The sequence below is a fragment of the Vreelandella zhaodongensis genome, assembly GCF_013415115.1.
Classification (GTDB): domain Bacteria; phylum Pseudomonadota; class Gammaproteobacteria; order Pseudomonadales; family Halomonadaceae; genus Vreelandella; species Vreelandella zhaodongensis.
Map to the genome: position 1 here is coordinate 498,693 of NZ_JACCDD010000002.1, position 15,939 is coordinate 514,631.

A 15,939-nucleotide genomic window follows, 5' to 3' on the forward strand; every position below is an offset into this window, starting at 1 on the left:
TGCCGTTTTTTAGTCGTTTTTCAAGTGGGGTGTGGCTCTGAATCATTATGGGGATGCTGAGATTCCTGTAGGTAGGTGCTGATCGCTGACAATGGCATCGGACGGGCAAAGTAGAAGCCCTGGAAATGCGTGCTATGGCGGGCATTGAGGTACGCATACTGCTCTGCTGTTTCCACGCCTTCGATTAACACCTCCAAACCCAGCTTGGCTGCCATGGTTACCACGCCATCGACAATTGCAGCATCTCGGGAATCGTTGACGACATCGCGAATAAAGGAGCGGTCGATTTTAAGCTTGTTGATCGGTAGACGCTTCAGATAGCTGAGGCTCGAAAACCCCGTTCCAAAATCATCCAGCGCAATATGCACACCCAGCGAACCCAAGTCTTTCAACGTCTGTATGGCGTGTTCGGTGCTATCCATTAGTACGCCTTCGGTCAGCTCCAGCTCTAATAGCTCAGGCGCTAAGCCACTCTTCTCTAGCACTTGTTGAATAGATGCCAAAAACCCTGGCCGTTGAAACTGCATGGGCGAAATATTAACCGCCATGGTCACTGGGGTCGTGGCATTCGCATTCAATTTGACTGCATCAAGGCAGGCTCTCTCCAAGACCCACTCACTGATCGGCATAATCTGACCAGTGTCTTCTGCCAAGCTAATAAACTGCCCAGGAGGGATGTTGCCACGCTCAGGGTGGTACCAGCGGATCAGTGCTTCCACACCTGTCACTCGGCTGGAAGGGCCATGTATTTGTGGCTGGTAGTGCAGCTCAAACTGCGACTGCTCAATAGCGTATTGCAGTGCATGACGTAAATTGACCCGCTCCGCGACCTTGCGATTCAGCTCATCGGTATACCATTGGTAGGTGTTCCGCCCTTGCCGTTTGGCTTTGTACATCGCCAAATCAGCTTGCTGAATAAGCTGGCGGGGATCGCTTATTGTTCCGTCATTGGTGGCAATGCCCATACTCGCGGTAATGCGCAGTTCACTGCCTCGATACCAGTAGGGCGCTGAAAGGCAAGCGAGAAGCCGCTCAACCACCTGCATGACATCTTTCTCGTAAGCTAAATCAGGCAGCAAAACGATAAATTCATCACCGCCAAAACGCGCCACGGTATCCCAAGGACGCAGCTCTTCTTCAAGACGCTTGGCGGCCTCGATTAAAATGTAGTCGCCTACATCATGTCCTAACGTGTCATTGATCGGCTTGAAGTCATCGAGGTCAACAAATAGCACGGCGATGTAGCGGTGATATCGCTTCGCCAGTAGGCACCCTTTCGCCAGCCGCTGATCAAGTAACAGCCGATTAGGTAACCCCGTTAATGCATCATGGCTGGCATTATGTCGAAGCTGGGCCTGATACTCACGCTGGGTCGTGATATCGTTTTGCACACCAACAAAGTGCGTCACAATACCGGCTGTATCACGCACGGGAGAGATATACAGGTCATTCCAAAATGGCATCCCATTGCGGCGATGATTACGTATAACGACATGCACTTCTTGCTGGGCATGGATCCCTTTGCGCAGTTTCTTCAGGGTAGTGGGATCTGTCCCTTCACCCTGAAGAAAACGGCAGTTTTGGCCAAGTGCCGCATCGCGCGAATACCCAGTAATGCGCTCGAAAGCCGCGTTCACATAGACAATGGGTAAATCATGCTGCTGGGCATCTACTATGACAACACCGTTAGTGCTTGATTCAACGCTACGCTCAAGCAGCGTGAGCTGTCGTTCGGTCGCTTTGCGCTCAGTAACGTCTTGGGTTGAGCCCTGCACCTGAATAATCCGCCCCAACTCGTCCCGCATGGCTTTGCCGATCACTCTTACCCACCGCCTTTGCTTTTGCCGAGTGATGATTTCCAACTCTTCATCAAAACTAAGCCCTTGTTCGCAACAGGCTTCAAATACCTGACGGATACGTGGCTGAGAGCTCGGTTCATAAAAGCCAATGGCTTCTTCAATGGTGGGCTGAAACCCCTCAGGAACCCCATGCAGGCGACACACTTCATTCGACCAAATGGGCAGCCTTTCGGACATATCAACATACCAGCCCCCAATCAGCGCGGTCTCTCCGACGATTTGAAAAAGCCGCTGATTACGAGTTAGCTGTTTCTCGATGGTTTTTCGACGCGAAATATCTCGGGCGATGACATAGATAACCTGGTCGCCCACGGTGGCCGTGACTTCTAGCCATAAGACGTTTCCGCTTTTCGTTAAGGCGCGCACATCAAACGGCGTTACTTTTTCGTGAGACTGCAAACGTGCTAACGCTGCTTCAATGACCGCAATATCACTCGGTTCAACGACCGTGCCGCATGACTTGCCCACCAGCTCACCAGCTGCATAGCCCAATAACGTTTCGAACATCGGGTTGGCATTAAGTAGTGTGCCCGCGAAATCAATGCAGCAGAATAAGTCTTGTGACAGCAGGAAAAAGTGGTCTAGCTTGCCTTGAGGTTTAACAAAGGGCATGGCATTACCTAAACATGTGAATGACCCACAGCGCTGTCATAAATTAGGCCGGTTATTTTTACTGTGTGCCTGGGTGCTTTATGATGAGACTTATCATAGTTCGTCGCACAGTGTCAGCGACAAAGGGAGAATAACGTGTCATCCATTACTAAATTGCGCATCGCTACGCGTAAAAGCCAGTTAGCCATGTGGCAAGCAGAGTACGTCCGCGACCGTTTAATGGCGGCACACAGCGGCTTGGAAGTCGAGCTCATCGCGCTTTCCACGAAAGGCGATAAAATTCTCGACACCCCTCTTTCAAAAATCGGCGGTAAAGGTCTTTTCGTCAAAGAATTAGAAGACGCCATGCTCGATGGCCGCGCCGACATCGCCGTTCATTCGATGAAAGATGTCCCCATGCATTTTCCCGAAGGACTAGGCCTTTCCGTTATTTTAGAGGGTGCTGATCCCACTGACGCATTTGTTTCGAACCACTATAACAGCCTAGAAGAGCTACCTGAGGGTGCGCGAATCGGCACTGCCAGTTTACGCCGTGGTCTGCAAATGCGCGAAGCGCGCCCTGATCTACAGATCCTAAGTCTACGCGGCAACGTGCAGACCCGCTTGGCAAAGTTAGACGCGGGTGATTTTGATGCCATTATTTTAGCCACCTCTGGTTTAAAGCGCTTAGGGCTTGATGAACGCATTGCCCAAGCCCTTCCTCCTGAAGTTTGCTTACCCGCATGTGGTCAAGGGGCACTAGGCATCGAGTGTCGCCTGCACGATCCAGAGTTAATTGGTTTACTAGCCCCATTAGATGACCCCGACACCGCTACCCGTGTTCGCGCCGAGCGCGCCATGAACACCCGCCTGGAAGGCGGCTGCCAAGTGCCTATTGCGGGGCATGCGGTGCTGGATAAAGCCAATGAGACCATTTGGCTACGAGGGTTAGTGGGCAACCCAGAGGGCACTGAGGTGCTACGTGCTGAAGGCAGCGGCTCCATCCATGAGCCAGAAGCCCTGGGTATCCGTATCGCCGAAGACCTGCTAGACCAAGGGGCAGGTGATATTTTAGCTGAGGTATATGGCAACAACGTATGAGTCAACCGGTACTGATCTGCCGACCTGGCGATCGTGGCAATGCGTTAGCGGCATTACTGCGTGAACAAGGAGCCTGTGTTGAGCAGTTGGATGTCATGCGCTTAGAGCCGCTGCCTGAAGATCACATTCAGCGTCGTGTGTGGATGGATATCGATCAGTACCATAAGATAGTGGTAGTGAGTCCCTATGCCGCTTATTGTTTAAGCGACGCACTTGACCGCTATTGGCCGCAATTGCCTATCGGCATGAACTTTTACAGCGTAGGTCGTTCAACGGCGAGTGTACTTTTTGAGCAACTAGGCGTGCGTGTGCATATTCCTCCACTAAGTCACGGTGAGGACACCAGTGAAGCGCTGCTGTCACTTGCCTCACTCAAAACGCTGACACGTCAGCGGATATTGTTGGTGGCTGGAGAAGGAGGTCGCACACTGTTAGCCGATACATTAAGAGCACGAGGCGCCGACGTTACCCGGCTAGCCGTTTATCGACGTGTATATCAACCACCAACGCCCGCTATGCAACAGCGCCTGTTAACAGGCAATTACCGAGCGTTAATCGCGACCAGCGGCGAACTGCTTGAACATCTGGCAAAATGGTGTGAACAAGCAGCGTTGAACCAACCGCTAATCGTTTCCAGTCACCGTTTAGCTAAACTGGCCGGTACACTGGGTTTTTGTGACTTAAAAGTGGCGTCGGGAGCAACGCCGGCTGCGCTGGCAGCGGTGTTGAGTCGGTTCTGCAACCCTAAGGGTGCCGATGTCGATCAAGGAACTTAATAAGGGCTAGCGACAGATGAGCAAACAACCAAACGATCAGGAAGGCGTCAACAACGCGTCTGCCGATGCATCTTCAGGCGACGCCACACCAGCGTCAGCCTCGGCGAACAGTGAGACGACAGCGCCAGGCAACACCTCTGCGTCTTCTTATGCCGCTAAGAACAGCCGCTCGCGTCGCCGCAACAATAAAGGGGGCAACAACGCGACTCACGCCAATACAGTGCCCACCTCTACCGCTGAGACCTCATCATCAACGGATGCCAAACCGTCAGATACCAAGAAGGCCGATAGCAACACATCCGCCTCTGGCAGCACAGCAAAAGCAGTGCCGCCCACACCACCCGCCAGTGGCGGAGGTGGCGGTAAAGGCGGTGCTATCGCCATTGTGCTGGTGATTATCCTGGCACTCGCCGTTGGCTTTGTCGCTTGGCAAGGCTGGGAGCGCTTGGATAGTCAGCAACAGCGTATTGACGAACTTACCCAGCAAACCCAAAACAGCGCCACACAGCAATCTGTCAGCGACTTAGCAGCGCGTATTGAAAGTAGCGAGACTGAACGCAACCAAGCGCTGGACAGCACGCTGAGTGAACTGCGTAGTGAGCTAGACAGCTACCGCAGCGACGTCAATAACACACTAGACAACGTGCTAGCGCAGCTTTCCCAAGAGCAGGACGCTGACGAACGCGACTGGCTCCATGCAGAAGCCGCTTACCTGCTACGTTTGGCGAACCAGCGACTGCAGCTAGAGGGTGACGTAGATGGTGCAGCTGCCCTGCTACGCACCGCTGATGCTCGCTTAGTAGATGCCGACAACCCAGCCTTAACACCTGTACGTCGTGAAATCGCCAATGAGCTTGCCGCCCTGGATGACGTTCCGCAGGTAGATCGCACCGGTATTTATCTCGCACTGAATGCTCAGCAAGAGCGCATTGCTGGCCTACGTCTTTCACAAGAGATTGAAGAGCGCGCTGTCACATCCAGCATTGAGCAGCCGCCCTCCGGCACCTTCCAGCGTCAACTGGCTCGCTTCGGTGAAGAACTGAAAGATCTGGTTGTTATCCGCCAACATGACGGCGCGTTGGAAACGCTAGTCACACCAGAACAAGAGTCCTACTTACGCCAGAGCGTGCGTTTAATTCTTGAGCAGTCACAGCTGGCACTGCTGAAAGAAGAGCAAGAACTCTTCGAAGCAAGTATCGATAAAGCGCTGACGCTGCTAAACGGGTACTACGACACCGAAAGCGAGGCTACCCAACGGGTTATTGCGAGGCTGCAAGAGCTAAAGCAGGTCCAGGTACAGCCTGAGCTACCGGACATCAGTGCATCTCAACAAGCAATGGCTGGCTTCATTGAAAACCGCTTTGAGTCGCGTCGCCAAGGTGGAGGTGGTGCATGAGAAAACTTATTCTGCTAATTGTTGCCGGCCTGGCGGTCGGCGCACTGTTCGGGCACCTGATGATGTCAGTGCCCGGTTATTGGCTGATACGGGTAGGTGACACCTCTGTACAAACGTCATTCTGGTTTGGCTTGGTGCTTCTGCTGGGAGCCTTCATCGTACTGCACTTTGCCTTACGCTTACTTGCCGGCATTATTCGCCCGTTAGGCCGCTTTCGTACCTGGAATAGCCGTGCTCGCAACCGTCGTGCGATGAAGCGTACCGTGTATGGTTTAGTTGCCCTAACGGAAGGCCGCTGGAAAAAAGCAGAGAAAGCCTTGGTCGGTGCTGCTGGCGACTCAAGCACCCCTTTGGTGAACTACCTTTCTGCTGCACTGGCAGCTCACTACCAAGGCCACCATGAGAAATCCCAGGAGCATTTGAACCAGGCTCAGCTCACGACCGACGGTGCTGACACCGCCATTGGCCTGATGCAGGCCCAACTGATGATTGATCGCCAGCAACCCGAAGAAGCGCTTGCCATTCTAAGCCGCCTGGATAAGAAGCTGACCAACCATCCCCAAGTGTTGAAGCTGCTTAAGCAAGTACACCTTAGCGTTAATGATTGGGAAGGCTTACGCCGCCTGATCCCGCGTCTGGCTGCACAAAAGCTGATTGCCCAGCAAGAACGCGAGCAGCTGGAATTCAAAGCTTACCGTGAACTGATTATTTTCGAAGCTAAAAACCCGACCAATATCGAACGGGTGCGCGGCCTGTGGGCCGATATGCCGGAGTACCTACGCGGCAATACCGAGCTGATCGTGCTCTACACAGAAGCGCTTTTACAAGCAAACGAAGAGCCGATTGCTGAGCGCCTGCTTAACCACTCACTGGATAACCACTGGGATGCCCGTCTGGTTAAGCGCTATGGCCTGATTAACGTTGATGCTGCGCGCCAGCTAGCAAAAGCGGAAAAGTGGCTGCAAGAGCGTCCCAATGACCCAGAGCTACTGTTGGCCTGTGGCCGCCTCTCACTACGTACTGGCCAATGGGAAAAAGCTCTAGAGTATTTCGAAGCCAGCCAGCGGCAACGCCCCAATGGTGAAGTATGCGCCGAACTTGCTCGCCTCTATGCAAGCCTGGGGGAGCACAACAAGAGCCAGCTCTACTATCGCCATAGTGTCGATATGCTTGCAAAATCATTGCCTTCGCTACCTCAGCCAAGCGATGCCAACGACAGCAAAGAGGGCGAATCCAAAAAAGCGGTTAAAAAACGCGCTTAATGTCGTTAGTAAAACCGTCACCGAAAAAGGGTGCCCATCGCGGGCACCCTTTTTCTTTATTAGGCTAAACTTAACGACACTCCGTACTCTCAACCAAGGCAGCGACTGCTACCTTCCAGGGTACCGACAGGCTGGCTGGTGGCCAATAAAGCAATTAAAGGAACAATGAGTCACTGACGGTTCAGTGTCAGACCAGCGCAGGCCGCCTGGGGACGAATAGGCGGTTAGTGTTGATTTCCCTGCCGTATCGACATGAGGAAGCACACTTAAAATGAATGGCATCAGCGACTCTATCGTTTTCACTGCTCTCAGCGTTGTGCTGCATTTAATGATTCAGTGGCTGCTGATCATTCGTGTTCTGCTCAAGCCACACCGCGACCCAAGGGCAAGGCTGACCTGGGTGGTAGTCATCATCGCCCTTCCCATTGGCGGTATCATCGCCTATCTACTATTCGGCGAGACCAACATTGGCCGCAAGCGCGCCGAGCGGATGCGCGCGGTACTCGCGCAAACACCAACATCACAGGCAGTGCCCGGTGACGATTCACCCAACCTAGCTCCTCAGATCCCGAAACGCTACCAGCACTTGTTTCAGGTGGGCCATTCCATCAGCGGGTTTAAACCGGTCGGCGGTAACCACGCCCAACTCATGCATGACTCCAATGACGTCATCGAGGCGCTGGTTGCTGATATCGACGCCGCCCAGGATCATGTTCATCTGCTGTTTTACATCTGGTTGCCCGATGGCAACGGCCTCAAAGTCGCCAAGGCTCTAATGCGTGCCGCCACGCGTGGCGTCACATGCCGCGCCATGGCCGATGACCTTGGCGCGCGAGCCATGATCCACTCCAAGCACTGGCAGGCGATGCAAACTGCTGGCGTTCGGCTAGCACGCGCCTTGCCCATCGGCAATCCGATCCTGCGTGTGCTCGGCGGTCGCATCGATTTGCGCAATCACCGCAAAGTCGTCGTCATTGACGACCACATTACCTACTGCGGTAGCCAAAATTGCGCCGACCCTGAGTTTCTCGTCAAGGCCAAGTACGCCCCCTGGGTCGATCTTATGATCCGCTTCGAAGGGCCGATCGCGCGACAGAACCAGCACCTGTTCGCCAGCGACTGGATGACGCATGTCGACGACGACATCCGCGCTCTACTGCTCAGGCCGCTCCCCACCACCCAGCCTGGCATCAGCGCCCAGGTAATCGGCACCGGCCCCACGGTACGCGACTCGGCTATGCCAGAGATGTTCGAAGCGCTGATATACAGTGCCCGCCGTAGCCTAGTTATCACCACGCCATACTATGTGCCGGATGAACCTTTACAGGCCGCGCTCTGTGCCAGCGCCCGTCGCGGCGTGGAGACTCTCATTATCTTCCCTCAACGCAATGACAGCCGCGTAGTAGCCGCTGCCAGCCGCAGCTACTACGCCGAACTACTTACCGCCGGCGTGCAAATCTACGAGTACGTCGGTGGCCTACTGCACACCAAGTCACTCACTCTCGATGGTGAGATCAGCCTCATCGGCTCCGCCAACATGGACCGACGCAGCTTCGAGCTCAACTACGAGAACAATATCCTGATCTACGACTCAGAGCTGACCCAGCAGATCCGCCAACGTCAGCAGCACTACCTCGACAGCGCTGTGCGTGTTGACCCTGATGATGTTGCCAACTGGCCCCGTCACCGCCGGTTAATCAACAACACCATCGCGATGCTGGGGCCAATCCTTTAAAGCCGACCGCCCAGCAGGTGACGTATACTGCCTATACAACATGGAGGGGCAATGTCGGGCCTATTCTGGCAATGTGTTAGTTGCAATGTAACGAGAGGAGTAGCCGTATGTGCACACGAGTGGTGTGGCCAGATGCCAACGGGGCGGTCATCGTCGGCCGTAATATGGACTTTCACAAAGACCTGATGACAAACCTGTGGACGCAGCCGAAAGGCATCACACGCGACGATGGGGTGCAGAGAAAGCTGACGTGGACATCGAAGTACGGGAGCGTCGTTGCGACCGCCTTCGACATGATCTCGGTCGATGGCCTGAATGAGGCTGGCCTGGCAGGTCATGTGCTGTGGCTGGCGGAGTCGGACTACGGCACCCCAGAAGACAGCCGCACTCAGTTAAGTCAGGCCATCTGGATGCAGTACTTCCTCGACAACTACGCCACCGTAGCAGAAGCCGTCGAATGGATTGAAAAGTCGGACGTTCAAGTGGTGCAAATGATGGACCCCACCGGTGGGGCACCGCCGGCGATCCACCTGGCCCTTGATGACGCCACCGGCGATTCGTGCATCATCGAGTACAGTGATGGGAAGCCCAAGGTCTACCACAGCCGCGAATACCGCGTGATGACGAACTCACCTACGTACGATCAGCAACTTGAGCTGGTCAGGACCATCAGTGGACTTGGTGGCGACCAACCCCTTCCTGGGTCGACCCTCGCAAGCGACCGATTCGCCCGTGCGACGTATTACGTGAGTCGCCTGGACCAGCCTCAGACACAGCTACAGGCCATCGCGGCCATGTTTAGCGTCATCCGTAACGCCGCACAGCCGTTCCGTATCCCAGACCCCGGCAAGCCCGATGCGTCCCAGACCCTTTGGCAGACTGTCAGCGATTTGACCAACAAGCGTTTCGTCTTTGAGTCGACCACCCGCCCTAACATTGTCTGGGTCGACCTGGGCGACCTAGACCTCACCGAGGGTGCCCCCCAGCTGAAGCTCAACCTAGTGAACGAACTGACTGTCGAGCACGGAATCGCCGGCGAAGTCAGCGGCAAGTTCGCTGACAGCGGCACGCTGAACTTCCTCACTCTCGAACTCGAAAGACAATTGATCGCGGCTGCGGCGAAGGCCAAGCAGTAGACCATCGAGGTCGACATCCTTTAAAGACACGCAAGCCCTATTCAGTGTTGGCTTGCCGTGCAACCTCGTGCAGACGCTTGCTTTCACTCTATCCTTCACTCTGAAGCGGATCCGTTGAAAACCCGCGATCCGCTTCAGAAACAGTAACTTCAAACGTTATCAGGTTTCGATATTAGTGATGGAATCCTGAGGCGTCCTCTTCTGCGAGGGGCACCTGCTTGGGATGGGCCGAAATATGCGCCAATGCCGCTTTCATGTCATCGATCAGTAGCGAGCATAAATCCCCGCTGACGCCGTTGCGCACAAGAATGCGCTGAATTGCCTGATCCTCGCAATTCGAGGGCAGTGTGTAAGCTGGCACCTGCCAACCACGCACCCGCAAGCGGTCGGCAAGATCAAACAGCGTAAAGCCTGGATCACTGCCATCTTTCAGCTTCCAAGACACCGCAGGGATGCCGCGGCTGCGATCTCCGTCGAAAACGATCTCGAACGAGCCCAATGCAGCGATCTCAGCAGCGAGGTATTCCGCGCTGTCATAACAGGCCCCATGCACCTTTTCGTAGCCCTCGCGGCCAAGCCGGACGAAGTTGTAGTATTGGCACACAATCTGACCGCCGGGCCGTGAGAAATTAAGGGCAATGTCCTTCATGTTACCGCCCAGATAATTGACCCAGAAAATCATCTCCTCAGGTAGGTCACTTTCCTGACGCCACAGCACCCATCCCACCCCTAGGGGCGCGAGACCAAACTTGTGGCCTGACGCGTTGATCGAGCGCACCCGCGGAAGGCGGAAATCCCATTCAATATCTGGTGCGCAGAATGGCGCTAAAAATCCTCCGCTGGCACCATCCACATGGATCGGGATATCAAGACCGGTGTCGCGCTCCAGCTGGTCGAGCGCGTCGCTAACGGCCTTCACAGGCTCGTACTCACCGGTAAAGGTCACGCCGAGGGTCGGAACCACGCCGATCGTGTTCTCGTCGCAGTATTTTAAAGCTTCCTCGGGGGTCATCAGCAGCCGTCCCGGCTCCATCGGGATCTCACGATGCTCGATATCCCAGTAGCGGGTGAATTTGTGCCAGCAGACCTGAACCGGACCAGTCACGAGGTTGGGCTTATCGGTTGGCTTACCATCCGCGCGGCGCTTGGCCTCCCAGCGCCGCTTCATGGCCAGCCCACCGAGCATAGCGGCCTCGCTCGAGCCCGTCGTCGAACAGCCCGTCGCCGGCCCTTCGGGCGCGTTCCAGAGATCAGCTAGCATGCGGACGCAACGTGCCTCAATCTCGGCAGTCTGCGGATATTCGTCCTTGTCGATCATGTTCTTGTCGATGCATGCATCCATCAGCTCGTGCACTTCTGGCTCTTCCCAGGTCTGACAGAAGGTTGCGAGATTCTGGCGTGCATTGCCGTCCAGCATCAATTCGTCGCGCACGGCAGCGCAGACCCAGCGCGGCGATTGCTCATCGTCGGGGAACCCAGATTTGGGGAGCGGCTGCGCCAGCGTGCTAGAACCGTAGATTTCATCATTCATGCTGTGGGAACGATTTGTCATTGCTCATCTCCAGTCTGTGGTAAACGCCACGCTCCGGGGTCGAACCAAGAGAAATAGGGACGAGATTGAGACGCCCAAGATACCCGTGGCTAAGAATTCCCCTCAGGGAGCTCAGTGCAGAAAGCGACCGCACGCCTGCAGTGCCTGCCCGTTGATATCAAGACTGACCGTGAAGGGGAAGGTCCACCCCACCATGCTGTCCTGGCAAGGCTCTGGGGCAAGCGTGACCGTGACTTCATGATCCGAAGATTCAGCGTGGTAGCCTGCCTGGTCAGCCCACACCTCGACATCCTCGAAAACGTGGCGATTGGCGCCATGGTCAAGTGTCAGGAGCATGGTTCCTTCTTCCTCCATGACTTCGACGTGCCAACCCGGCTCGTTACCCACGGCCCTGAAATCAACACCATCGAGCATCGCCTGGGTCCAAGGAGACATGCTGTCGCGCAGCGAGCACTCGACGCTGTCATCATCGGCAATGGTCAAGTGGGCTTGATCGGTACCCCGGGTCCAAAACTCAATTTCACCGTCGTCATATCGAGCCCCTGATGCAGCGGGCACCAAAGGCAGCTCGGCTTTGCCCCAGGGCAAGGACAGGGTGACCTGATCGTCCATCTCAAAGTTTGCGTCCACGGCAACATCACCGCACTGGAAAGAGTGCCATTCGACGGCCAACGTTTCTGAGCCCATTCCCTGTGCACTGGAATCGACGCCGATCAGCCTGACCTCCGATACGTTGGTCTGATTTGATGAAACCGGCACTTCAGCCGAAAACCGGGGAGTCGCATCGGGCAAGTACAGGGTCAACTGCAGCAGATATTGATTATCCGAGCTCATCAAGTCTTGGTCGATGCGCAAGTCAAACGGATAAGGTGGGGCCCCCACATCTTCCATTCGCTCGACAACCAAACGGTCACCGCTAACCTCATCGACCAGTGCAATCTCGAGAACCGAGTCGGGTGGCATCATAATCCGTTCCATGTAATGCGCCTCACCGGTGATCTCGACCTCCGTTGCCGGTTCCGATTCCGGTTCAGACTCCCCGCCACAAGCAGCGAGGAATACAACTGCAGCTACCCACAAAAACTGTTTCATCTCATGCACTCCAATGCTTGTTAATGATCCGTCTGGGCACAGTGTATACGCATCTTATATCAACACTGTAGACCAGAGCGCTAATCCACACATCGAACGCAACATCACAATTGGGTCGGCACATCGCGATTGGTGAGCCGCCCCGTCGCGAAGGCCAGGGCTGTCGCAGCAGCGAAGGTATCAGCAAAGGCTTGCTCACGTAGCAGACGAACGTCGTTTAGACCGATTTTAGACTGACTGACCTCAGCCAGCGTCGCGAGGCCATTTTCGTAAAGCCCAAGCGCAGTCTCATAGGTCTCTCGGCCGGCTTCGAGCAGTGGGCCCGAGGCCGTGTAGGCCGCTAGACTGCTGTGAAGAAGGCTGTAGGCTTCGACAATTTCCTGTGCAGCCAAGTTGCGGATCTCAAGGAGATCCTGTTGAGCGGCCTCGGCCTGTATACGCGCTTGCCGCTCTTGTGTCTGGCGTAAACCGCCATCGAAAAGGGGCATGGTAAACACAACGCCAGCGATGGCCTCGTCAAGTGTTCTATTCATCGAGGCACTCCCGCCGAAGCGACTATCACGTAGGCTAACACCGCCAATTGCCCTACCCACTTCTGCTACCGCCGCGATCTTAGGCCTAGAAGACGCGGCCACCAGATCCACCTCGGACCGGGTAGCTCGCACTCGGGCCAGCGCTGCCTGAATATCGGGCCGCTGAGCCAGAGAGGTCTCAATCAGTTCCTCGAGCGGCATCGGCACCTCTTCCGGCAGTCGCCGATCAGAGAGCTCCGCCACCTGCATATCGGTTGCTGGCGACAAGCCCATGGCGTGCATCAGCGCCGCCTGGGTGCTTTCCTCGCGACTTTCGGCCCGCGTCAGATCGAACTGGGCCCGGGCTTCGATCTGGCGTGCTTGGGCAACTTCCGCCCTAATCGCCAAGCCTTCTCGTAATCGACCTTCAGCAACGCTGAGTAAGGTTCGGGCATCTTCCACCCGCTCTCGGTCGATGCGTGTTTCCGCACGTGCTGCCGAGTATTGAAAATAGGCCTCGCTGACTTCGAAGATGACCCTTTGATGAGCGCCGTGGAAAGCGATATTGCCGACGATAGCAGCCTGCTCTGCCATCTCCATAGCGGCATCACGCGCACCGAAGTCGAACAGCAGCCACTCCACGGCAAGATTGGGTATCACTTGGTATCCGGTCGCGGTCAATCGCCCTGTTCCGATTCCGAGTTCCGGAATTGCCTGTTCGGGACGTGACACGGTTTCATAACCCGCTAGCACATTGGCTGACAACTGTGGCAAGTAGGAAGCTTCGACGACATTCACAGCAAGTGCGGCTTCACGGGCACGCAGCCAAGCAGCGCGTGTGGCCGGTTTAGTGCGCTGAGCGATGTCGATCAACTCCGGTAGAGTGTAAATCCGCTCTGGGTCGATGGCGACCAACTGTTCGGTCGGCAGCTGCTGGCCGATGAGCGTGGAGGCCTGCCCCCCTGCCAGCGACAGATCGGCAGGTAGAGAAAAATCCATGGCACCGGTTGCCGTTTGCATCGAACCCAGGGGAGTCGAGGCGTCGGGCGAGGTCGGGTGGATAGTCTGTTGCGCGCAGCCCGCTGTTGCGGCACAGATGGCGGAAAACGCTATTCGATGAAGCTTAACTCTCATTCACTTTCCCTTCCCCTGTCAGTATCCCGACCAGAACTCGTGCACGGTCATATATGGCGTCACTGGTACCATTGGCTGTGTAGGAATCCGCCGATGGGTGTTCAGTTGTCTCTAGAGCAGTGGCAAGGAGAGCTGCGTTCTGCCCACTCATGAGCGGCAGCAGTCGTGCTAGCTGCTCAGTGGCAACGAGTCGCTTGGCGCCCGCTGTCTGCTGACCAGCAGCAGGCCCAAGCCACTCGAATCTCATCACTTCCTGGGCATGGTGTGCCGCGCCAATATGGTGATAAACATCAGCAAGACGATCCTCGCCGCGTAGCACCTTGACCATAACCCCGAGCGCTGCGTCAGTCTCACTATCACGGGTATCCTTTGCACTCTCCGGCCAGACCAACGAGAACACTAGCCCCATGATACCGATGCCCACGAGAATACCGAGCACTCGATAGCCCGCGTCAGAGAGGTCGTAGTTCGGCCCGAATTCCAGTGGTGATCCAGGCAGTACGCAGATGAAAAAGGCAAGTGCCATTTGAAAGCCTGCGTACTGCACGCGGTACGACCCCATCGCTACCCAGCCCGCAATCAGGCTGCCCGTGGCGATGAGCAGGAAAAGGTGTCCAGGGTCATTCAGGTGCGGCATCACGAAGATAACAGCAAAGGCTCCCATCGCCGCCCCTATCAGGCAGCCAATAATACGCAGGGTACTTTTGTGAAAGGTCTCGCCAGAGGTGCCGAGGGCGACGACGAAACAAGTGACCATCGCCGTATGGATCTCGAACAAGCCGATGCTGGTGTACAAGGCATAGGTCAGAAAGACAGCAAGCAACACCTTGAGCGCAAACTGAGTGTAAATAGGATTCTCGAAAGCATCCGGCTGCAGAAATGAACTCTTATCCTCGGCGGGAGCGAGGCCAGTTACGTTAGCGGCGCTGCGGGCGGCAACGAAAGTACGGGCGGCATCGGCAACCGGGCCACCACCCACAGGCAGGGGCGGCACCGAGCCCTCGGCCATCCGGCGTAGCAAGGGAGCCAGTTCGGGCTCGGATCGACCTGCTGCTGTAGCCGCCTGCGCGGTAGCAAGCAAATCGAAGCTCGCCGTGAGCTCCGCGACGAGCCGGTCGTGCTCATTTTTCGACACCAAAGCAAGCAGACGCGCCATACCAGCATGCTTTTCGGCCGCCTCATTGCCTTCCCGTAACAACCGGTCGGTCGGTGCAGGATCACCACCTTCGATGAGGCGCGCCGACTCGCACAGCCGCTCACGCACCCGCTTGCGCACAAGGCGCAGCGGGCTGCGGCCGACAAACACGTTGAGGACAACCAGCAGTACCATCGGCACAAAGACCACCATCCATACCCAGGCCAAGCCACGCAACACCAACTCCGGCATAGAGATGTAGTCGTAGAACGTCAGGATAAACACGATGATGAAACCCAGTAGACCGGCGGGCTCACCCAGCTTGCTAGCCCGTGCCAGCCACATAAAGACGAAGGTCACCGCTCCCATCATCGCCAGCCGCAGTGCAGGCGCATCGGCGACGAACATCATGAGGAGGATACTTAAAGCGATGAGGACTGTCGCCGCAAGGATCAGGCCGACGCCAATCCCAATGTTCTCGCCCGCATTGTCTCGGTACATCAGGAAGATCAGATAACACGAGAGCAGCGCCAGAGGCACCTGAAGCGCCATTGCAACAACCGCCGTCAGTCCGCATAGCAACGCAATGTGCAGCGTCATCTCCAAACGCCCGTCATAGGGGCGTAGGTCGTCGATAATTGCCTGCAACATACCGTTC

At 55.8% G+C, this 15,939-nt stretch carries 11 protein-coding genes; 6 read left to right on the forward strand and 5 right to left on the reverse strand.

Features of this window, described 5'->3' with window-relative positions; genetic code table 11:
* Positions 1-20 precede the first annotated feature (20 nt).
* Positions 21-2,471, reverse strand: a complete 2,451-nt coding sequence (locus HZS79_RS05630) for a sensor domain-containing protein (protein WP_179927279.1) — start codon at positions 2,469-2,471, stop codon at positions 21-23.
* A 135-nt stretch (positions 2,472-2,606) separates the two neighbouring features.
* Between HZS79_RS05630 and hemC the strand changes: the two genes are divergently transcribed.
* The 6 genes from hemC to HZS79_RS05660 all read left to right on the forward strand — a co-directional run bounded on the left by hemC (position 2,607) and on the right by HZS79_RS05660 (position 9,856).
* Positions 2,607-3,551, forward strand: a complete 945-nt coding sequence (hemC, locus tag HZS79_RS05635) for a hydroxymethylbilane synthase (protein WP_162218012.1) — start codon at positions 2,607-2,609, stop codon at positions 3,549-3,551.
* Positions 3,548-4,327, forward strand: a complete 780-nt coding sequence (locus tag HZS79_RS05640) for a uroporphyrinogen-III synthase (protein WP_162218013.1) — start codon at positions 3,548-3,550, stop codon at positions 4,325-4,327. Before hemC ends, HZS79_RS05640 begins: the two co-directional genes overlap by 4 nt.
* 16 nt (positions 4,328-4,343) lie before the next feature.
* Entirely contained in the window at positions 4,344-5,723 is a 1,380-nt protein-coding gene (locus HZS79_RS05645) for a uroporphyrinogen-III C-methyltransferase (protein WP_179927280.1), read from the forward strand.
* Positions 5,720-6,985 (forward strand): heme biosynthesis HemY N-terminal domain-containing protein, encoded by a 1,266-nt coding sequence (locus HZS79_RS05650; protein WP_162218014.1) that lies wholly within the window; start codon positions 5,720-5,722, stop codon positions 6,983-6,985. The genes HZS79_RS05645 and HZS79_RS05650 overlap by 4 nt, the downstream gene beginning before the upstream one ends.
* A 271-nt stretch (positions 6,986-7,256) precedes the next feature.
* On the forward strand, positions 7,257-8,720 hold the full coding sequence (gene cls, locus HZS79_RS05655; protein ID WP_179927281.1) for a cardiolipin synthase: 1,464 nt from the start codon (positions 7,257-7,259) through the stop codon (positions 8,718-8,720).
* Positions 8,721-8,827: 107 nt separating this feature from the next.
* On the forward strand, positions 8,828-9,856 hold the full coding sequence (locus HZS79_RS05660) for a linear amide C-N hydrolase (protein WP_179927282.1): 1,029 nt from the start codon (positions 8,828-8,830) through the stop codon (positions 9,854-9,856).
* A 172-nt stretch (positions 9,857-10,028) separates the two neighbouring features.
* Here the strand turns inward: HZS79_RS05660 and gad are convergent, their stop codons facing one another.
* From gad to HZS79_RS05680, 4 genes are all read right to left on the reverse strand, one after another.
* Positions 10,029-11,408, reverse strand: coding sequence for a glutamate decarboxylase (gene gad, locus HZS79_RS05665; RefSeq protein ID WP_179927283.1), 1,380 nt, complete (start codon positions 11,406-11,408; stop codon positions 10,029-10,031).
* Positions 11,409-11,519: 111 nt separating this feature from the next.
* Positions 11,520-12,500, reverse strand: coding sequence for an MliC family protein (locus HZS79_RS05670; protein ID WP_281373456.1), 981 nt, complete (start codon positions 12,498-12,500; stop codon positions 11,520-11,522).
* Positions 12,501-12,604: 104 nt separating this feature from the next.
* A complete protein-coding gene (locus HZS79_RS05675) occupies positions 12,605-14,146 on the reverse strand; it encodes a TolC family protein (protein WP_162218019.1) in 1,542 nt (513 codons plus the stop codon).
* The gene (locus tag HZS79_RS05680) at positions 14,136-15,932 is read right to left on the reverse strand and encodes an FUSC family protein (protein ID WP_238401394.1); all 1,797 of its coding nucleotides are present in this window, start codon (positions 15,930-15,932) and stop codon (positions 14,136-14,138) included. Before HZS79_RS05680 ends, HZS79_RS05675 begins: the two co-directional genes overlap by 11 nt.
* Between the last annotated feature and the right edge of the window lie 7 nt (positions 15,933-15,939).

What these genes read in the sequence shown, in the direction of transcription:
- HZS79_RS05630 (WP_179927279.1), bottom strand. Translation starts at nt 2,471, where the DNA reads ATGCCCTTTGTTAAACCTCAAGGCAAGCTAGACCACTTTTTCCTGCTG.
- HZS79_RS05640 (WP_162218013.1), top strand. Translation starts at nt 3,548, where the DNA reads ATGAGTCAACCGGTACTGATCTGCCGACCTGGCGATCGTGGCAATGCG.
- HZS79_RS05645 (WP_179927280.1), top strand. Translation starts at nt 4,344, where the DNA reads ATGAGCAAACAACCAAACGATCAGGAAGGCGTCAACAACGCGTCTGCC.
- HZS79_RS05650 (WP_162218014.1), top strand. Translation starts at nt 5,720, where the DNA reads ATGAGAAAACTTATTCTGCTAATTGTTGCCGGCCTGGCGGTCGGCGCA.
- cls (WP_179927281.1), top strand. Translation starts at nt 7,257, where the DNA reads ATGAATGGCATCAGCGACTCTATCGTTTTCACTGCTCTCAGCGTTGTG.
- HZS79_RS05660 (WP_179927282.1), top strand. Translation starts at nt 8,828, where the DNA reads ATGTGCACACGAGTGGTGTGGCCAGATGCCAACGGGGCGGTCATCGTC.
- gad (WP_179927283.1), bottom strand. Translation starts at nt 11,408, where the DNA reads ATGACAAATCGTTCCCACAGCATGAATGATGAAATCTACGGTTCTAGC.
- HZS79_RS05670 (WP_281373456.1), bottom strand. Translation starts at nt 12,500, where the DNA reads ATGAAACAGTTTTTGTGGGTAGCTGCAGTTGTATTCCTCGCTGCTTGT.
- HZS79_RS05675 (WP_162218019.1), bottom strand. Translation starts at nt 14,146, where the DNA reads ATGAGAGTTAAGCTTCATCGAATAGCGTTTTCCGCCATCTGTGCCGCA.
- HZS79_RS05680 (WP_238401394.1), bottom strand. Translation starts at nt 15,932, where the DNA reads ATGTTGCAGGCAATTATCGACGACCTACGCCCCTATGACGGGCGTTTG.